Genomic DNA, 18,919 nt, shown 5'->3' on the forward strand with positions numbered 1-18,919 from the left:
GCCCGGGTCCTCCTCTCACCGAAGGGGACCTGGGCCGCCTTGTTCTCCTTCTCATGCGGCCTGCTGGGCCGCTGTGCGGGCGTTTCGGAGCCCTTCCGCGGCCCGGACGGTCTTCAGGGGGCCTGCGCGGCCTCGTGCGGGCTCAGGCGTCTTCGAGGCGGAAGCCGACCTTCATGCCGACCTGGAAGTGGGCGACCTCCCCCGCGTCGAGGTGCCCTCTGATCTCCGTCACCTCGAACCAGTCGAGGTGCCGCAGTGTCTCGGAGGCCCGCCTGAGGCCGTTGCGGATGGCCTGGTCGACGCTCTCCCCCGAGGTGCCGACGATCTCGGTCACGCGGTACGTGCGATCCGTCATCTCCACATCCTCCTTACTAGAAGGCCATGGTCGCATGACCCCCGCTCCCCGCCGGGGCGCGGTAGTGAGCTCGGCATGGCGGGACTACCGTGGAAGGTATGAAGGGGTGGCGCAGGAAACCGGAAGTCCACCAGGTCACCGACGCCCAGCCGTCGCTGTCGGCCGACATACACAAGCGCGAGATCAGCTACCTGATCAAGATGGGGATCCGCACGATCTGCCTGATCCTGGCGGTCGTGGTGCCGGTGCCGTGGCCGTACCGGCTGCTGTTCATCGCCGGCGCGGTCTTTTTGCCATACATAGCGGTAATCGGGGCCAATGAGAGGGGGAACCCTGGTCCGCCGCCTACCTTTCAGTCCCCGGAGGCTAACCAAACCGAGATACCGCTGCATCGACGCGAGATCGGGTCGTGACTAAGTCTTGACGCATCCCACGGGTTGTAGGTGTACGCTTTAGCCAAGCGCTCCGGTCCCCCGTCGGAGTGCTGGTGCCGGCGTTCCGGGCCCCCGTCGGAACGCCGATGAAGCGACGCCGGGTGGTTTGCCCCCGTAACCACCCGGCGTCGCCCTTTTCCCGGCCAGTGTTGGATCAACGCTCGCCATCGCCCCGAGTTCGATAGGGCGGCTTTCCCGAAATCGTTTACACTCGCCCCCTCCCCGTTATTCACAGGAAATCTTCAGGGAAGGGACGAGCTTGACTTCAAGAGTTCGTTCGAGTGTCAGTCGTCGGTCAGAGTCTCCTCGGTAGCGCGGCTCCAGTTCTTCGCCAATGTGGCCAATCTGGCCACAGCGTCCTCAGGAGCCGTGCCGGCGCCCTGGGCGAGCCCCAGCAGGTACGCCGTGAGCGGCGCGGCGGGCCTCGCCACCCCGTGAGCGACCTCCTTGGTGAGGTCGAGGATCTGGTCGCGGTCCACGCGGGCCGGGTCGACGCCGAGCTCCTTGCAGGCCAGGATGGTCCATTCGTGCAGCACGTTCATGCGAGCCTCCTCCAGGTCGTCCATTGTGTCGCAGTCGAACCAGGGGCGCCCCGGCAAGGTGAGCCGGACGCGTACGAGGGGGGCGAGCAGGCCCCTGAGTGAGCGGCCGTCGTAGGCGGCGAGCCCGGCCTTCAGCTCGTCCGCCGGCCACGCGCCGGCCAGCCACTGCTCCCGCCCGCCGTCGTCCAGGAGCACGGCGCCGCCGCCCGCCTCGCGGGCGGCCCGAAGGAGCGCGGCGACGTGGCCCGCCCCCATGAACGGCAGGTCGCCCGCCAGCAGCACCACCCAGCCGGAGGTCACGTGCGGCAGCGCGGCGGCGAGCGCGGGCACGGGCCCGCTCCCCGGCGGCTCCTCACGGACGTAGACCACACCGGTCATGGGCCGCCGCTCAGGGCCCGCGACGACGATGGCGCCGGCGCCGGAGACGGCCGCGACGACGTGCTCGACGAGCGGCCTGCCGCCCACGGTGAGCGCCGGTTTGTCCGCTCCGCCCAGCCGCCTGGCCCGCCCACCGGCCAGGATCACCGCGTCGAACCCCGCGCCGGACGCCCCGCCGGACGCCCCGCCGAGCCCCTTGCCGAGCCCCTTGCCAGGGAGCGACGGGGCGGGGTCGTCAGCCACCGATGGCGGACATGGGGCGGGATGGCTGGAGGAAGGAGGGGTCGTCGATGCCGTGGCCGGCGCGCTTGCGCGCCACGGCGGCCAGCCAGCGCTCGGCCAGCTCGTCGTCGGAGGCCCCCGCGCGCATCGCGGTCTTCAGGTCGGACTCCTCGGTGGCGAACAGGCAGTTGCGCACCTGGCCGTCGGCGGTGAGCCTGACCCGGTCGCAGGCGCCGCAGAACGGCCGCGTCACCGAGCCGATCACGCCGACCCTGTCGGGGCCGCCGTCCACGAGGAACCGCTCGGCCGGAGCGCTGCCGCGCTCTTCGAGGTCGTCGGGGGTGAGGTCGAACCCGTCGGACAGCAGCCGCAGGATCTCGTCGGCGGTCACCATGTCGGCGCGGCTCCAGCCGTGCTGGGCGTCGAGCGGCATCTGCTCGATGAAGCGCAGCTCGTAGCCCTGGTCGAGGGCCCAGCGCAGCAGCGGCACCGCCTCGTGGTCGTTGATGCCGCGCATCAGCACGGCGTTGATCTTGACGGGGCGCAGCCCGGCGGCGTCGGCGGCGGCCAGTCCCGCGATGACGTCGGCGTGGCGGTCGCGGTGGGCGAGCCGCTTGAACGTGCCGGGGTCGAGGGTGTCGAGCGAGACGTTGACCCGGTCGAGCCCGGCGGCGGCCAGCGGCTCGGCCAGGCGGGCCAGGCCGATGCCGTTGCTGGTCAGCGAGACCTGCGGGCGGGGGCTGAGCGCGGTGGTGCGGGCGACGATGTCGACGAGTTCGCGGCGCAGGAGGGGCTCGCCGCCGGTGTAGCGGACCTCGGTGATGCCGAGGTGTTCGACACCGATGGTGACCAGGCGGACGATCTCGTCGGCGGTGAGGAGCTCGGGCTTCGGGAGCCAGTCGAGGCCCTCGGGCGGCATGCAGTATGTGCAGCGCAGGTTGCATTTGTCGGTGAGGGACACCCTCAGATCCGTCGCCACCCGTCCGAACGAGTCTCGCAACACGGGGCGTCACCTCCTGTTCGTGTGCCCGGATCGCCAGCCTACGTCGGCCGTACGCCGGGCCGGAAATCCCCTGGTTCGTGCCTCGATAACACATTGTTCCCTAGATCGATTCCAAGCTCACGTCCAAGGTCGCGGAGGTTCGTCCGGGAATGACGAACGCCCGGCCGGTGCGGCCGGGCGTTCGCCGAGAGGTGACTAGCGGTGGTGGTGGCGGCCGATGACCTTCACCCAGTCCTTGCCCTCGGACGGAGCCAGGTGCCTGCTGCCCTCGAACACCGCGCGCCAGGTGCCCGAAGAACGGGCCGGGACCTTGAGCGCGAAGTGGCCGTTGCCGCGCGTGCGCACGGTGTCGACGTGCTCCCAGCGGCCGCTGCCGGCCGGCTGGAAGAGGATGACGACCCGCTTCCAGGCCAGGCGGTGCCAGGTCTCCTGCTTCTTGCAACGGTCGGAGTGGATCACCGACACGAAGCCCTTGATGTAGTCCTCCTCGCACTGGACCGAGAGCTTGCCCCCGATGTGCAGGGGGCGGCCCCGGAACGCGGGCTCGGGGTTCACGTCGAGCTGGAGGCTGGTGTGGCCGCCCGCGACATCCGGGTCGAGGCCCGGGTCCGCGAGCGCGGGCGTGGCGGCGGAGGTCGCCACCACCGTCGCGCCCATGGCAGCAGCCGCCAGGCCGGCGGCTAGACGTCGCATCTTCAAGACAACATTCCTTCCCCGTTTGCGAGACGCCCCCGAAGCGGGGCACATCACCGCCAATAGACGCGCATGGGGAAGGAAAAGTTGCAGTAAATCCGATCACGAATCGGCAACAACGCGTTTGCGCACGTCCATTACCGGAACGGGCTACTGTGCGATTTGGTGCACTTTTGAATTGTCTGGTGCGTAATGTCCAGTTCCGGAGTAGCGGACGCGCCAATAACCACCGGTATGTCCCTGCACCGTCTGGACGAACGCGCCGGACGCGTCCGTCGTCGCCTGGCCCGCCTTCTCCCAGGCCGAGGTGGTGTCGGGACGCCAGAGGATCTCCAGGCGCTGCTTGGCGAACGGGCCGTAGTCGGTCAGGCCGCGCGGATCGACCCTGGTGAGCGAGCCGCGCAGGCGCACGCCGTCGCCGCGGGCCGACTTCTCCGCCCGTACGGACGACAGCCTGCTCTCCCGCCTGAGCTCGAACGAGGCGTACTGGACGGCCGTCTTCCCGTCCTTGCCCCTGGCCGTGGCGGTGATCGTCCAGGTGCCGGCCGGGTAGTAGCGGTTCAGGCGCTTGTCCGGCAGGAATCGCCACGTCTCCCAGCCGTCGGCCATCCGGGCGGGCGGCACCGGGATGCGGCGCCACACCAGCCGGGGCGGGAACACCTCGCCGGCCTGGGGCTGGACGCCGACTTTGGGCGCCGTCACCCCGACCTGGACCGGCTGCGGGTTCATGACGTGCTGCTGGGACGCGGCCTGCTGGGCGGGCTGCTGCACGCCGGCCTGCGCGGTCACCGGCGTCTGGGCGGCGCGGGCCGGGGTGATCGCGGGCTGCTGGGCGGGCTGCCGGCCGGGCGCGAGGGCGGGAGGAGCCTTCACCGGGACCTGGGCGTTGGCCTGGGCGTTGGCCTGGGCGTTGGCCTGGGCGCCGGACTGAGTGCCGGACTGAGTGCCGGTTTGAGCGCCGGTTTTAGTACCGGACTGCGCGTCGGACTGCGCGGGGCTCTGGGCGTCGGTCTGTGCGGGGCTTTGGGCGTCGGACTGGGTTGTGCCCTCAGCCGTTTCCTGGGTCTCCTCCTGCGCCTCCTGCTGAGGCGGCCGCTGGACCGTCTCCTCGGGTGCGTCCTGGTCCGGGGCCTGGGTGTCGCCGGGTGTGACCGGGGTGCCGGTCTGGGCGGGAGGCGGCGGGTTCTGGGGTCCGGTGACGGGTGGGGTGGCGGGACGTGGCTGCGGGGCGCCGGCCGGTGGGGCGCCGGGTTCGACCTTGACGGTGACGCCGTCCTTACCCCGCACCCCTCTGGCGATCACGTCGATCACCAGCCGGACGGAGCCGTGCGCTCCGACCACCGGTTGCGCGGGTCGTACGGTGATGGCACGGATGGCGGGCTCGGTCGCGGCAGAGGCAGCCGGTGCGGGCACCGTGAGCGACCCCGCCGCGAGCGAGACGAGAAGAAGGCTTCGGCTTGTGGTCATGATCGAGACGGTAGGAACCGGCCGGTAATGGGCACAGCCACAACACACGCCCCGATTGGCAAAGCCGGGATCAGGCTGAATAGAGCCCTTCGATGATGTCGGCGTACTTCGAGTGGATGATCCGCCTCTTCAGTTTGAGGCTCGGGGTGAGCTCCTCGGTCTCGGCCGTCCATTCCACGCCGAGCAGCGCCCATTTCTTCACCTGCTGCACGCGGGCCAGTTTCTCGTTGGCCGCGCGTACCGCCTCCTCCACCTCTTTGAGCACCTCGGGGTGCTCGGCCAGCTCGGCGAGCGAGCCGAAGGTGATGCCGCGCGACTGCGCCCAGCCTGGCGCGGTCTCGGCGTCGAGCGTGAGGATGGCGACGGTGTGCGGGCGGCGGTCGCCGTAGGCGAGCGCCTGGCCGATGAGGAGGTGCTGCTTGAGGTGGTTCTCGATCTCGGCGGGTGAGATGTTCTCGCCGCCGGCGGTGATGATCAGCTCTTTCTTGCGGTCGACGACGCGGTAGAAGCCGTCCTCGTCCACGGCGCCGATGTCGCCGGTGTGCAGCCAGCCGTCGGCGTCGATGAACCCGGCGGTGTCCTCGGGCCTGTTGAGGTAGCCGGCGGTGTTGAGCGGGCTGCGGGTGAGGATCTCACCGTCCTCGGCGATGCGGACCTCGACGCCCGGCTCGGCCATGCCGACGCTGCCGAGGCGGTAGCAGGCGGGGCTGTTGCCGGTGAAGGCGCCGGTGGTCTCGGTCATGCCGTACACGTCGATGACCTTGAGGCCGAGACCGGCGTAGAAGTGGCGTACCTCGTCGGCTAAGGGGGCGGCGCCGGTGGCGGTCCACTCGGCGCGGTCGAAGCCGATGAGGCCGCGGATGACGGACAGCAGGGACGCGTCGGCCTTCTCGTACGCGGCCTGGATCTCGGGCGTCATCGTGCGGCCGTACTGGCCGGCCTCGACGTAGGCGGCCCCGGCGGCCATGGCGGCGCGTACGGCGGCCTGCTGCTCCTCGGGCTGGGTGGCGAGCACGGCCTGCAGCCTGGCCGTCATCTTCTCCCACACGCGCGGCACGCCGAAGAACATCATCGGCCTGACCTGCCCGAGTGTGGTGCCGAGGTTGGCGAGGTCGGTGCAGAAGTGCACGTGGGAGACCTTCACCAGCGGCAGGTAGAGGCTGAGGATGCGCTCGGCGATGTGGGCGTAGGTGAGGTAGGAGATCTGGGTGCCGCGCTCGGGCAGCGAGGTCATCCGGTCGGTGGCCGCGACCTCGTAGAAGATGTTGGTGTGGGTGAGCGGCACGCCCTTGGGAGTGCCGGTGGTGCCCGATGTGTAGAGCACGGTGGCGACGTCCTCGGGGGTGACCGCACGCCAGCGGGCCTCGACCGCGCCGGGGTCGGCGGCCAGGCGTTCGCGGCCGAGGTCGAGGAAGGCGTCCCAGGCCATGAAGCGGTCGCCGGCGGGGGCGCCGTCCAGCATGATGATCGTGCGCAGGCCGTCGAGTCGGTCGAGCACGGGCTCCCAGCGGGCCAGCTCGGCGGGGCCGCCGAGCACGGCGTAGCGGGCGCCGACGTCGCCGGCCACGAACGCGATCTGGTCGGGCGCGAACGTCGAGTAGATCGTGCAGCCCACCCCGCCGGCGTGCACGGCGCCGAGGTCGGCCAGCACGTGCTCGCTGCGGTTGACCATCATGAGCGCCACCGACTCCCCCGGCCGCAGGCCGAGCGCGGCGAAGCCGGCGGCGATCTCCAGCACCCGCGTGCGGGCCGCGGCGTAGGTGAGCGTGCGCCAGCCGTCTCCCTCTGGGTCCGAGTAGGCGGGCGCGTCGTCATGCTGCTCGGCAGCCTTCGCGAGCTGCTCGCAGACGGTACGGCCGGCGATCTCTCGCAGGATCTCGGCCCGGACGTCAAGGACTTCGGCCATGGCACCCGCCTCCTGTCAGTAATCACTTATGCGAGTGGCATGCATCGCACCACAGCACGCGGGTACCGGCAAGAGCTTGCGGAGAAAGATCCGCGTCGTTCACGTACAGTGATCGAAAGAATGCGCATGGTGTCTGGGGGCGCGCGTGAGTAACGGTGGCGGCAGGACGTTCTTCGGGCATCCGTGGGGGCTGGCCACGCTGTTCTGCACCGAGATGTGGGAGCGCTTCTCCTGGTACGGCCTGCGCGCGATCCTGGCCACGTTCATGGCCGCATCGCCCGCCCACCAGGGGCTCGGGCTGTCGCAGGAGACGGCGCAGGCGGTCGTCGGCGTCTACGGCGCGCTCATCTACCTGGTGGCGCTGCCCGGCGGCTGGGTCGCCGACCGCATCCTGGGGGCGCGCAGATCGGTGTTCTGGGGCGGGTTCGTCATCATGCTGGGGCACATCAGCATGGCGATCCCGGTGACGACGCCGTTCTTCGTCTGGCTGGGCCTGCTGCTCATCATCACGGGCACCGGCCTGCTCAAGCCGAACATCTCGGTCATGGTGGGCCGGCTCTATCCCGAGGGCGACGACGGGCGCAGGGACTCCGGCTTCTCGCTGTTCTACCTCGGCATCAACCTGGGCGCGTTCTTCGCCCCGATCGTCGTGGGCTGGCTGGCCGCGGGCGACCGCTGGCATCTCGGGTTCGGCGCGGCGGCGGTCGGCATGGCGCTGGGCCTGGTGCAGTACGTGTGGGGCGGCAAGAGCCTGCGCGGCGTCGGCGAGCGGCCCGGCCTGCGGCTGACCCGGCGCGAGCGGCGCCGCTTCACCGGCATCGCGCTCGCCGCCGTGGCGCTCGTCGCGGTCGCGCTGGGCGTGTGGGCGGCGACGGGAACGCTGACGGTCGACCGGCTCACGGTGGTGATCACCGTGCTCATCCTGATCGTGCCGATCGTCTACTTCGCCTACATCCTCCTCGGCAGCCACAACCTGACCGAGGACGAGCGGACCAGGATGAAGGCCTACATCTGGCTGTTCGTGGCCGCCGCGGTGTTCTGGATGATCTACGACCTGGCGCCCAGCAAGCTGCTGTTCTTCGCCGCCGACCACACCGACCTGTCGCTGTTCGGGCTGCCGATCCAGGCGGCCACCACGCAGTCGTTCAACCCGCTCTTCATCATGATCTTCGTGCCGGTGTTCGCGGCGCTGTGGCTGAAGCTGGGCACGCGGGTGAGCACGCCGCAGAAGTTCGCGTTCGCGCTGGTCATGGTGGGGCTGAGCTTCGTGGTGATGGCCCTGGCCGCCGCGCTGGCGGGCACCGGCAGGGTGTCGGTGTGGTGGCTGGTGCTGGTCTACCTGGTGCAGGTGTTCGGCGAGCTGTCGCTGAGCCCGGTCGGGCTGTCGGTGACGACGAAGCTGGCGCCCGAGGCGTTCAAGGGGCAGATGCTGGGCGTGTGGTTCATCGCGACGTCGGTGGGCGATGCGGTCGGCGGGCAGACCGGGCGCCTCGGCAGGGTGCTGTCGGATCCGGCCTATTACCTGGCGCTGGCGGCGATGGCGATCGTGGCGGGGGCGGCGCTGTTCATGTTCACGAAGAAGCTGCGGATGATGATGGCCGAGCACCACGATCCGGGCATGCGGTAGACATTCCCAACGTGTCCGAACTTCTCGACCTGGCCGGAATCTTCGTCATCGCGCTGTCGGGCGCGCTCATGGGCGTGCGCAAACGTCTCGACGTCGTCGGCATGGCGGTGCTGGCGGAGATCACCGCGCTGGGCGGCGGCCTCGTCCGCGACCTCATCCTGAACGTCCGTCCCGCCGCCTTCCAGAGCCTCGGCTACGTGCTGGTGCCGCTGGCCGCCACGGTCATCGTCTTCTTCTGGCATCCGCACGTCGCCAGGGTGATGCCGGCCATCCTGGTGCTGGACGCGGCCGGGCTCGGGCTGTTCTGCGCGGTCGGCACGGCCAAGGCCATGGAGTACGGCCTCAGCCCGCTGCACGCCTCGCTGCTCGGCGTCACCTCGGCGGTCGGCGGCGGCATGCTGCGCGACGTGCTGGCCGGGGAGATCCCGACCCTGCTGTACGACCGCCAGCTCTACGCCGTGCCGGCCCTGGTGGGCTCCGCGGCGATGGCCGGGCTGGCGTCGTACGGGCTGCACGGCTGGCCGGCCACGCTGGCGGCGGCGGTGCTGGCGTTCGGGCTGCGGATCGCCGCGATGCGGCGCAACTGGCGGGCGCCGCTGGCCAGGGGCGTCGGCGAGTGAGCCTCAGACCATCCCGATGAGCGAGTCACCCGGCCTGGGGGCGGCCAGCGGGCCGTGGTCGAGCGCGGCGCGCAGCCGGACGACGGCGTCCTCCAGCACCTGGGCCGGCTGGGTGAACGGCAGCCGCAGGTAGTTCTCCAGCGTGCCGTCCAGGCCGAACCACGGCCCAGGGGCCAGGCGCAGCCCGTGGTAGGCGGCGGCCTCGGCGAGCGCGGCCGAGCCGGTGCCTTGCGCGAGGCGTACCCAGAGAGTGCCACCGCCCCTGGGCGGCTCGAACGTCCACTCGGGCAGGTGCTCGCGCAACCCCGCGATCAGCGCCGCCCGGGAGGTGCGCAGCGCGCGGCGGCGCTCGGCGCGCGTCTCCTCCAGCCGGTCGAACAGCCGCGCCACGACGAGCTGCTCCAGCACGGGGCTGGCCAGGTCGACCGACGCGCGGAAGGTGGCCAGCCGGCGGATCAGCGCGGCACCCGCGCGCACCCAGCCGATGCGCAGCCCGCCCCACCACAGCTTGGACGCCGACCCGACGCTGATCACCCGGCCGTCGGTGTCGAAGGCGGCCATCGGTGCGGTGTGCGGCACCTCGTCCAGCGCCAGCTCGGCCCAGGTCTCGTCCACCAGCAGCGTGGTGCCGGCCCGGCGGGCGGCGCCGGTGATCGCGGCGCGCACGGGATCCTCCATGAGCGCGCCCGTCGGGTTCTGGAAGTCCGGCATCAGGTACGCCAGCCGCGCCGCCGACTGGCACATCGCCCCCGCCACCAGGTCCTGCTCCCAGCCCTCGTGCGAGACGCCGACCGGGACGATGCGGGCCCCGCGCCGCCTGGCGGTGTCGATGGCGTGCGGATAGGTGGGCGACTCCACCAGCACCGGGTCGCCAGGCCCGGCCAGCAGGCCGAAGACGAGCTGCAGCGCGTGCTGGGAGCCGGTGGTGACGAGGATCTGCTCGGGCCTGGTGGCCACGCCCCGCGCGGTGTAGCGGGCGGCGATGCGCTCCCTGAGCGCGGGCAGTCCCATGGGGTCGTAGCCGTTGCCCATGCCGTAGCGGGGCAGGTCGGCGACCGCCTCCGTCATGGCCTCGGTGAGCGCGCAGGGGGCGGGCGGCGCGGCGGCGTGCAGCTGCACGAGGCCGTCGCCGTCGGTGCTGAGCCACGGGTTGTCGGCGGTGGTGGCCGGGTCGGGCAGCGCGGTCCAGCTGCCCGAGCCCTGCCGGCTCTCCAGGTAGCCGCGCTCGCGCAGCAGGTCGTACGCGGCGGTGACGGTGGTCCTGCTGACCTTGAGCGTCCCGGCCAGGTGGCGCTCGGCGGGCATGCGGACGCGGATGGGGATCTGGCCGTCGAGGATGAGGGCGCGTACGCGGTCGGCGAGCGCACGGTAGTAGGGGCGGGCACCGGGATCGAGACCGGTGAGGCGGGCCACTTGCGTGGCGGACAGGTGCCGCATAAGGCCACTTTCCGCCATTGGCCCTGTTATGTGCAAGGGGGCGCCTGCCACTGTGGAGCCACTATGAGTGAAACCACCGTCCCACGGCCGCGCTCCTTCCCGGTGCGCCTGCTCCGCCTCTACGGCGGGCTCGCGATGTACGGCCTCGGCCTCGCCCTGCAGGTCGAGTCGGGTCTCGGCAACGGCCCTTGGGACGTCTTCCACCAGGGCGTCGCCCTGAAGCTCGGCCTGACCATCGGCACCGTCATCATCCTGGCCGGCGCGCTGGTCATGCTCCTGTGGATCCCGCTGAAGCAGAAGCCCGGCCTGGGGACGATCAGCAACGTGGTGTTCGTCGGCCTGTTCGCCGACGCCGCACTCTATCTGCTGCCCACGCCCGACCTCCTCGCCGTCCAGATCGTCTACGTGGGTCTCGCCGTCACCACCGTGGCCTTCGCCACCCTGTTCTACATCGGCGCCGGCATGGGCGCGGGTCCCCGCGACGGCCTCATGACCGGCCTGGTCCGCCTCGGGCTGTCCGTACGCGTCGCCCGGCTCATCATCGAGGTCACCATGCTGGCCGGAGGCGCGCTGCTCGGCGGCACCGTGGGCCTGGGCACCCTGGTGTTCGCGCTGGCCATCGGCCCGCTGGTCCAGCTGTTCACCCGCTGGTTCCCCCTGACGTGATCCCGGGCGCCCGGGCCGGACATGACGCGACGTGATCGGCCCGGGCCCGGGATCACCCCGCGCCGAGTACCGTCTAGGCATGCGGATCGAGGATTACGCCCTGATCGGAGACATGCAGTCCGCCGCGCTCGTCGCGCGCGACGGTTCGATCGACTGGCTCTGCCTGCCCAGGTTCGACTCGCCCTCGTGCTTCGCGGCGCTGCTCGGCAGCGAGCGCAACGGGCACTGGTGGCTCGGGCCGACCGGGCGCAGACCGGCCACCCGGCGCCGCTACCGCCCCGACACGCTCATCCTGGAGAGCGAGTGGGACACCCCCACGGGCACCGTCCGGGTGATCGATTTCATGCCGCCGCGCGACCGCAACCCCGACGTCGTCCGCATCGTCGAGGGCGTCTCCGGCAGCGTCGAGATGTCCACCCAGCTGCGCGTGCGCTTCGACTACGGCCGCATCGTGCCCTGGGTGCGCCGCACCGACGGCCACCTCCAGGCCATCGGCGGCCCCGACTCCGTGTGGCTGCACTCCCCCGTGCCGCTCAAGGGCGGCGACTACGCCCACCGGGCCACGTTCACCGTCAACGAGGGCGAACGGCTGCCGTTCGTGTTCACCTGGCACCCCTCCCACGAGCCGATGCCGCCGCAGATCGAGTGCGAGAACCAGCTCGGCGAGACCGAGGCGTTCTGGGCCGAGTGGGTGGCGAAGTGCACCTACGAGGGCCCGTACCGCGAGGCCGTGGTCCGGTCGCTGATCACGCTGAAGGGGCTGACGTACGCGCCGACCGGCGGCATCGTCGCCGCGCCCACCACGTCGCTGCCCGAGGACCTCGGCGGCGTGCGCAACTGGGACTACCGCTTCTGCTGGCTGCGCGACGCGACGCTGACGCTCGACGCGCTCATCAGCTCCGGCTACCTCGAAGAGGCCGCCGACTGGCGCGGCTGGCTGCTGCGCGCCATCGCCGGCCGCCCCCAGGACCTCCAGATCATGTACGGCGTCGCCGGCGAGCGCCGCCTGCCCGAGCTGATGCTCGACTGGCTCGACGGCTACGAGGGCTCCCGCCCCGTCCGCATCGGCAACGAGGCGGTCAAGCAGCTCCAGCTCGATGTGTACGGCGAGGTGATGAACTGCCTGTTCACCGCCCGCACCCGCGGCCTGTGGCCGGACGACCGGGCCTGGACGATCCAGCGCCAGCTCCTCGACTACGTGGAGGACCACTGGGACGAGCCCGACGAGGGCCTGTGGGAGGTGCGCGGCCCGCGCCGCCACTTCGTGCACTCCAAGATCATGTGCTGGGCGGCGCTCGACCGGGCCGTCAAGTACGTCGAGCGGTTCGACCGCGTCGGCCCGGTCGAGAAGTGGCGCACGCTGCGCGACGCCATCCACGCCGAGGTGTGCGACAAGGGCTTCGACGCCGAGCGCAACACCTTCACCCAGTCGTACGGCTCGTCCGAGCTCGACGCCGCGCTGCTGATGATCCCCATGGTGGGCTTCCTGCCCGTCGACGACCCCAGGGTGGCGGGCACGGTCGCGGCCATCGAGAAGGAGCTGATGGCCGACGGCTTCGTGCTGCGCTACCCGCTGGCCGCCGACAACGACGTGGACGGCCTGCCCGGCGGCGAGGGCGCGTTCCTCGCGTGCAGCTTCTGGCTGGTCGAGGTGATGGCCATGCAGGGGCGCAAGGAGGAGGCGAAGGAGCTGTTCGAGCGGCTGCTGACGCTGCGCAACGACGTCGGGCTGCTCGCAGAAGAGTACGACCCCCGCTACGGGCGGCTGGTCGGCAACTTCCCGCAGGCCTTCAGCCACGTGCCCCTGGTGCACGCGGCCCGCGCGCTGTCCTGATCCGTCACCGGCCGGTGCGGCGGCCTTCGCTCACGGGCCGGTGCGGCGGCCTTCGCTCACCGGTCCGTGAGGCGGCGTTCGCTCACGGACCGGTGAGGCGGCGTTCGCCCTCCGTCGTGAGGACGAAGACCTGCCAGGCGTAATAGGCGTAGTAGGCGCGCGGGTCGCGCTTGATCTGGCGGGCGTGCAGCAGGATCGCGTTCACGTACGCCTGCGACGGGTTGTAGGCGTGCAGGGCCCTGCGGTAGTCGCGCGGCGCGCCGGTGGCCTTGAGGTAGTTGGCGGCGCCCATGACGGCGTCGCGCGGATCCTGCACGTCGCCGCCCAGCCCGTACGCCTTCCAGGTGGCCGGCATGAACTGCATCGGCCCCTGCGCCCCCGCGTGGCTGTCCGACCGCACCCGGCCGAACTTCGTCTCCGAGAACATGACCGCCGCCAGCACCTCCCACTCGACCCCGAAGCGGCGCTCGGCCTTCTTGAAGTAGCCGAGCAGCTCGCCGGCCGGGCGGGCGTCGCGGGTCTTGAACACCGCGGACGGCTTGATCGGCCGGGTCAGGGCGAGCAGTTCGCGCAGCGCCGAGGTGTTGTCCTCGGCCTGCTCCTTGAGTTTCTTGGGCAGACGGGCGAAGGCCTTGGAGGCGACCTCAGGGTGGCGGGCGGCCCACCGGTAGAGGCGCTGGTGGTAGAGGGCGAGTAGTTCGACGTCCTCGGGCAGCTCGGGCTCGCCGCTCTTCGTCCACCCGTCGATGGCCTCGTTGAGCTTCTCCGTGGTCTCGCTGATCGCGGTGGCCAGGTCCGCCGCGGTCTTCGGGAGCTTCTTCCCCGGTTCGGGGAGCCGGTCGACTTCTGGCTCCTGCGTGGTGGGGGTGGCCACGGCCGAAGACGGGGCCGGGGACGGCTCGCCGCCCGCGCTCCGGGCCGGGGCGCCGCAGGCCGCCGTGAGCAGGAGCGCGGCGGCGGTGACGAGCGCGGGTGCCCGGCGGGGCCGGCGGCGTGCCTTCATGACTCCGGAACCTACCCGGTGTCCGGGGCGGGTGTGGGCGCTTGTGTTGTGGGAGCGCTCCCAAGAGATCGGCGGTGATGGGTCTTGTTCGCGGTACTGCTCTCCGTAATGTTGCCAAAACGTTGTCCGGCGAACGCGCTGGTCAGCCTGGCCGCCAGGGGCGTTTTCCGCTTGCCGGGCGGTGGAGGTGGCTGTTCCACTGGACCGCGGCGCGCCTGTCTCCCTACCCTGGAAGTCGTTGGGAGCGTTCCCACGGAGGTTCTCGTAGCGGGCGTTCGGTCCGGTCTCAGCGTTGAGGCCGCCATGCCTGTCCGTACGAAGGATGGCGCGATGCGCGAAATGCCGCAGGGGGAGACCCCGATCCGGCACAGGAACGACGGCGGGGCGAACGGCGCCGCCTCACCGCTGTCCGAAAGGCCCGGGAGGGCCGGGATGGTGGTGCTGTTCGAGGAGTGGGCGGCCAAGGCTCCGGAGCGGGCGGCGGTGGTGGACGGCGAGGGCACCGTCTCGTACGGCGAGCTCAACGCCGCCGCCGACCGCCTCGCCCGCCTCATCGAGGCCGGCCCTGGCAATGCCGCCGGCCAAGGCGGTGGCACAGGCCAAGGCGATGCCGCTGGTTCGGGCGGTGGCACAAGTCCGAGCGGTGCCGCTGGTTCGGGCGGTGCTGGTTCGGGCGGTGCTGGTTCGGGCGGTGGTGGTTCGGCGGACGGTGGCACGGGGGGCGGCCCCGTCGGGGCGGGCGGGGGGGTCAAGGACGGGGAGGTGGTCGCGATCGTCGCGGGGCGGACGGCCGGGACCATGGCGGGGATGCTCGCCGCGATGAAGACCGGCGCCGCCTATCTGCCGCTTGATCCGGATTATCCGGCGGCCAGGATCGAGGTGGTCCTGCGTGATTCGGGGGCCAGGACCATACTCGTTCCCGGCGGGTTGCGGGAGCGGCTGCCCGCTTTCGACGGCACCGTGCTGGAGCTGCCGGCGTTCGGGGAGGGTGCGGCGGCGGACGGCTCCCCCATCAACGGCCCTGTGAACGGCCCTGTGAACGGCCCCTTGAACGACGCTGAGAACGGCCCCTTGAACGGCCCCGTCACCGGCCCGTCAACGACGCTGCGAATGCTGCTGTGAACGGCTCGGCCGATCGCGAGACCTGGGTAGTGCGAGCGGCTTCGGTCCGGCGCTGATCGGGGGCTCTCGGCGTATCGGGCCGTCCTGCGGGCGTGGCGGGCGGCGAGGCATGCGTGTGGAACCGGCGGGGGCGGGCTTATCGTATGGATCACAGCGATAGGTCCGTGAAAGGAGCGGGATGCCGGACATGCGCCCGCTCCGCCCCGCCGATCCCGTACGCATCGGCGACCACCGGCTCGTCGGCGTGCTCGGCTCCGGCGGGCAGGGCACCGTCTATCGCGGCGTCGACGGCGCGGGCCGCGAGGTCGCCATCAAACTGCTGCACAGTCACCTCGCCCAGGACGGCGACGTCATGCGGGGGTTCCTGCGCGAGGTGGAGGCGGCGCGGCGGGTCGCCGCGTTCTGCACGGCGGCGGTGCTCGATGTCGGGATGCTGGACGATCGGCCGTACATCGTCAGCGAGTACGTCCCCGGCGACACGCTGCTCGCGGTCGTCCGCGCCTCGGGGCCGCGCACCGGCGGGGCGTTACACCGGCTGGCGACCTCCACCCTGACCGCGCTGACCGCCATCCACCAGGCGGGGATCGTGCACCGGGACTTCAAGCCGGGCAACGTCCTCATGGGGCCGGACGGGCCGGTCGTCATCGACTTCGGCATCGCCAGGGCACTCGACGCGACCACGGCGACGTCGGGCGCGGTGGGGACGCCGGCGTACATGTCGCCCGAGCAGTTCCGCGGGGAGCGGGTGGGGCCCGCGTCGGACGTGTTCAGCTGGGCGGGCACGATGGTCTTCGCCGCCACCGGCCGCCCGCCGTTCGGTGGCGACGCGATGGCCGTGATCATGAACCGCATCCTGACCGGCGACCCCGACCTGACGGGGGTGCCCACGTCCTTACGCGACCTGATCGCCTCCTGCCTGGCCAAAGACCCCGCCGCCCGCCCCTCCCCCGGCGACCTCCTCACCGCCCTGATCCGCCCCACCACCCCATCCCCTGGCAACACCCAAGCCGCTCCGCCACCGCCCGCGCTCGACACCGCGGACCTGCAGGGGCGGGATGGCAAGGTCGGCCGGCGGGTGCTCATCGGCGGGGTCGTGGCGGCGGCGCTCGGCGGGTCGGCGTTCCTGCTGCTACGGCCGGACGACACGCCTGCGGGGCGGGCGGACGGCGGGCTGTCGCCGAGTCCGGCGCCGGAGGGGCGTGCCAGCGGAACGCCGGACGCCCGCACCTCCGCGGCCCCGACGCCGTCCGCGAGTCCGACGCCGTCCGCGACTCCGGCGGCGGTGGAGCCGTTCGGAACGGAACTCGGTGAGCCGGTGGAGGTGCCGCGCGGCGGCGCCGGGAAGCTGACCGCGCTGGCCGCGGCGGGGAGCATGGTGGTGGGCGGCACGGAGAACGGGGTCATCTTCGGCTGGGAGCCGGGCGAACCGATCGCCCGGCTGGGTGACGGCGGCGACCGGGTGGCGTCGGTCGCGGTGGGCACCGTGGACGGCCGGACGGTCGCGATGTCAGGGCATTCCAACGGCCGACTGAACTTGTGGGACCTGTCCGGGCGGCGGCTCGCCACTCACCGGGTCAAGGACGGGGTTCGCGCCGTCACGGTGACGGGCGGCCGGGCGGTGGCGGTGTCGGAGAAATACGATCAGATACGGGACCTGCACAGCGTGGTCCGCCTGTGGGACGTCACCACGGGCAAGCAGATCGGCCCCGCCATCACCGACCACTTCCAGGGCATCAGGGGCCTGTCGTTCAGCCGCGTGGACGGCGAGGACATCATGGTGACGGGCGACGGCGCCAACCGGGTGCGCTTGTGGCGGCTGTCCTCGGGCACGCTGCTGCGCTCGTTCACGACGGAGAAGGTCGGCGGCATCGAGCTGGTGGCGTGCGGGGAGCTCAAGGGCGAGCCGGTGCTGGTCTCCACGCATCTGGACGCCACCCTGCGCGTGTACGACCTGGCGACCGGCGAACGCAGGAAGAAGTGGGCCTTCAGCTCCCGGAGCCCGGACGACCGGGGCGTGACGGCACTGACCGCGGGCCTGTGGGGAGACACGCCGATCGCGGTGGCGGCGCACGCGCCCGGCGGCAAGGTGACCGTCCGGGTCTGGAACCTGGACGACGGCGAGGTCATCGGCGTCCTCGGTCTCCGTGACGAGAGGGCGATCCACCACGTGGCGATCGCCGAGCTGGACGGCCGGCCCGTCGTCGCCGGGTCGGACGAGCGGGGCGCTCTCCACGTCTGGAGTTTGGGCCCGTCCTGAGCAGGGGCGGGGTCACCGGTCGGAGGTGGCGGCGCGGTCGTCTCTGATGGCGTCCACGTGGCGCATGATCGGCGTGGCCGTGATGCCGTGCAGGACCACCGAGACGACGACGGTGAAGCCGGTCACCGCCCACAGTTCCTCCGCCGGTACGCCGAAGTCCGCCTCGCCCAGCGCGTACGCCAGGTAGAACAGCGACCCGATCCCCCGGATGCCGAAGAACGAGATGGCCAGCCGTTCCCGGGGCCCTGCGCGGCCGCCCCACTGGCTCAGCCAGCCCGCCAGCGGGCGGATCACCAGCAGGAGCAGCAGGCCGACGGCGGCGCCGCGCCAGGTGAGCGCCGCGAGGCCGCCGGTGGCGACGAAGCCGCCGAGCAGGAGCAGCAGCCAGGCGGTGAACAGCCGCTCGAGCTGCTCGACGAACCCGTGCAGCACGTTGTTGTAGCCGTGCCCGTGCTCGGCGCTCCTGATGGCGCAGGCGGTGACGAACACGGCGATGAAGCCGTACCCGTGGATGAGCTCCGTCACCCCGTACGCCAGGAAGGTGGCCGCGAGGGCGACGAACCCGTCGCGGCGCTCCGACAGGGGCGGCCCGCCCGCCGCGCCGCGGAAGAACAGCCGGCCGAGCAGGTACCCGATCAGCAGGCCCGCCACCAGTCCCGCGGCGGTGCGGTAGAGGACGTCGACCAGCGCCCACTCCCCCAGCCGGCCCGCGCCGGCCGACACGGCGACGGCGATCGCCGCGTACACGATGGGGAAGGCAAGCCCGTCGTTCAGCCCCGCCTCCGAGGTGAGGGCGAAGCGGACCTCGTCGTCGGCGTTCTCGGCGTCCACGGGCTCGCCGACGCTCACGTCGGAGGCGAGCACCGGGTCGGTGGGCGCGAGCACGGCCCCGAGCAGCAGCGCCGCCGCGAGCGGCCAGCCGGGCAGCGCGACGGCGGCCGCGGCCACCATGACCACGGTGATCGGCATGGCCAGGCCGAGCAGCCGCCAGGTCGTGGACCAGCCGCGCGGGCCGGTCCGCCGGTTGATGGCCAGGCCCGCGCCCATGAGGGAGACGACCACGCACAGCTCGGTGATGTGCTCAAGCGCCGTTCGGTGGGTGATCGGGTCGGGCTCGGGCAGCCCGATGGGCAGCGCGAACAGCAGTACGCCCGCCACCAGGTAGACCAGCGGCAGCGACACCGGGCGGCGTGCCAGCACGTCGGGGAGGATGGCGGCCAGCAGCGCGGCGGCACCGCCGAGCGCCAGCATGAGGTCGAGGGTGGACATCACCCCGGTCACTGCCCGGAAGATCACTATTTATCACCACTTGCCCACCCTTCTTCCTCCTGATGGACGTGGGGTGGGCCTGGG

The 18,919-nt window shown here is 71.6% G+C and carries 16 protein-coding genes; 7 read left to right on the forward strand and 9 right to left on the reverse strand.

Annotated elements, in window-relative coordinates:
* Positions 1-142: 142 nt before the first annotated feature.
* Positions 143-355, reverse strand: a complete 213-nt coding sequence (locus tag AB0K18_RS07540; RefSeq protein ID WP_344873910.1) for a dodecin — start codon at positions 353-355, stop codon at positions 143-145.
* Positions 356-453: 98 nt separating this feature from the next.
* On the opposite strand from AB0K18_RS07540, the gene AB0K18_RS07545 reads away from it, so the two are divergent.
* Complete coding sequence (locus AB0K18_RS07545) at positions 454-768, forward strand: DUF3099 domain-containing protein (RefSeq protein WP_364911244.1); 315 nt, start codon at positions 454-456, stop codon at positions 766-768.
* A gap of 305 nt (positions 769-1,073) precedes the next feature.
* On the opposite strand, the gene AB0K18_RS07550 is transcribed toward AB0K18_RS07545, so the two are convergent.
* The 5 genes from AB0K18_RS07550 to AB0K18_RS07570 all read right to left on the reverse strand — a co-directional run bounded on the left by AB0K18_RS07550 (position 1,074) and on the right by AB0K18_RS07570 (position 7,000).
* Positions 1,074-1,952: an NTP transferase domain-containing protein gene (locus AB0K18_RS07550; protein WP_364911247.1), complete on the reverse strand. Its 879-nt coding sequence runs from the start codon at positions 1,950-1,952 to the stop codon at positions 1,074-1,076.
* Positions 1,945-2,934, reverse strand: coding sequence for a GTP 3',8-cyclase MoaA (gene moaA, locus AB0K18_RS07555; RefSeq protein WP_364911249.1), 990 nt, complete (start codon positions 2,932-2,934; stop codon positions 1,945-1,947). The genes AB0K18_RS07550 and moaA overlap by 8 nt, the downstream gene beginning before the upstream one ends.
* Before the next feature lie 195 nt (positions 2,935-3,129).
* On the reverse strand, positions 3,130-3,633 hold the full coding sequence (locus AB0K18_RS07560) for a hypothetical protein (RefSeq protein ID WP_364911252.1): 504 nt from the start codon (positions 3,631-3,633) through the stop codon (positions 3,130-3,132).
* Between the two features lie 144 nt (positions 3,634-3,777).
* Positions 3,778-5,094: a hypothetical protein gene (locus AB0K18_RS07565; protein ID WP_364911255.1), complete on the reverse strand. Its 1,317-nt coding sequence runs from the start codon at positions 5,092-5,094 to the stop codon at positions 3,778-3,780.
* Positions 5,095-5,164: 70 nt separating this feature from the next.
* Positions 5,165-7,000, reverse strand: a complete 1,836-nt coding sequence (locus AB0K18_RS07570; RefSeq protein WP_364911257.1) for an AMP-dependent synthetase/ligase — start codon at positions 6,998-7,000, stop codon at positions 5,165-5,167.
* A 145-nt stretch (positions 7,001-7,145) separates the two neighbouring features.
* Here AB0K18_RS07570 and AB0K18_RS07575 point away from each other — a divergent pair, with 145 nt between their 5' ends.
* Both AB0K18_RS07575 and AB0K18_RS07580 read left to right on the forward strand, forming a co-directional pair.
* Positions 7,146-8,627, forward strand: a complete 1,482-nt coding sequence (locus AB0K18_RS07575; RefSeq protein WP_364911260.1) for an oligopeptide:H+ symporter — start codon at positions 7,146-7,148, stop codon at positions 8,625-8,627.
* 11 nt (positions 8,628-8,638) lie between these two features.
* Positions 8,639-9,247 (forward strand): trimeric intracellular cation channel family protein, encoded by a 609-nt coding sequence (locus AB0K18_RS07580; protein WP_364911262.1) that lies wholly within the window; start codon positions 8,639-8,641, stop codon positions 9,245-9,247.
* 3 nt (positions 9,248-9,250) lie between these two features.
* Here AB0K18_RS07580 and AB0K18_RS07585 read toward each other — a convergent pair whose 3' ends face one another.
* The gene (locus AB0K18_RS07585) at positions 9,251-10,684 is read right to left on the reverse strand and encodes a PLP-dependent aminotransferase family protein (protein ID WP_364911265.1); all 1,434 of its coding nucleotides are present in this window, start codon (positions 10,682-10,684) and stop codon (positions 9,251-9,253) included.
* Positions 10,685-10,747: 63 nt separating this feature from the next.
* Between AB0K18_RS07585 and AB0K18_RS07590 the strand changes: the two genes are divergently transcribed.
* Both AB0K18_RS07590 and AB0K18_RS07595 read left to right on the forward strand, forming a co-directional pair.
* Positions 10,748-11,350 (forward strand): hypothetical protein, encoded by a 603-nt coding sequence (locus AB0K18_RS07590; RefSeq protein ID WP_364911268.1) that lies wholly within the window; start codon positions 10,748-10,750, stop codon positions 11,348-11,350.
* Between the two features lie 79 nt (positions 11,351-11,429).
* Positions 11,430-13,184: a glycoside hydrolase family 15 protein gene (locus tag AB0K18_RS07595; protein WP_364911271.1), complete on the forward strand. Its 1,755-nt coding sequence runs from the start codon at positions 11,430-11,432 to the stop codon at positions 13,182-13,184.
* Positions 13,185-13,266: 82 nt separating this feature from the next.
* Here the strand turns inward: AB0K18_RS07595 and AB0K18_RS07600 are convergent, their stop codons facing one another.
* Positions 13,267-14,187 carry a transglycosylase SLT domain-containing protein gene (locus AB0K18_RS07600; protein ID WP_364911274.1) on the reverse strand — a complete coding sequence of 307 codons (921 nt, stop codon included), beginning with the start codon at positions 14,185-14,187 and terminating at the stop codon, positions 13,267-13,269.
* Between the two features lie 432 nt (positions 14,188-14,619).
* Here AB0K18_RS07600 and AB0K18_RS07605 point away from each other — a divergent pair, with 432 nt between their 5' ends.
* Together AB0K18_RS07605 and AB0K18_RS07610 are read left to right on the forward strand one after the other, a co-directional pair.
* On the forward strand, positions 14,620-15,309 hold the full coding sequence (locus AB0K18_RS07605; RefSeq protein WP_364911277.1) for an AMP-binding protein: 690 nt from the start codon (positions 14,620-14,622) through the stop codon (positions 15,307-15,309).
* A gap of 178 nt (positions 15,310-15,487) precedes the next feature.
* On the forward strand, positions 15,488-17,566 hold the full coding sequence (locus tag AB0K18_RS07610; RefSeq protein ID WP_364911280.1) for a protein kinase: 2,079 nt from the start codon (positions 15,488-15,490) through the stop codon (positions 17,564-17,566).
* 12 nt (positions 17,567-17,578) lie between these two features.
* On the opposite strand, the gene AB0K18_RS07615 is transcribed toward AB0K18_RS07610, so the two are convergent.
* Positions 17,579-18,862, reverse strand: a complete 1,284-nt coding sequence (locus AB0K18_RS07615) for a cation:proton antiporter (RefSeq protein ID WP_364911283.1) — start codon at positions 18,860-18,862, stop codon at positions 17,579-17,581.
* Positions 18,863-18,919: the final 57 nt, after the last annotated feature.

The organism is Nonomuraea sp. NPDC049421, assembly GCF_040677005.1.
Lineage (GTDB): Bacteria > Actinomycetota > Actinomycetes > Streptosporangiales > Streptosporangiaceae > Nonomuraea > Nonomuraea salmonea.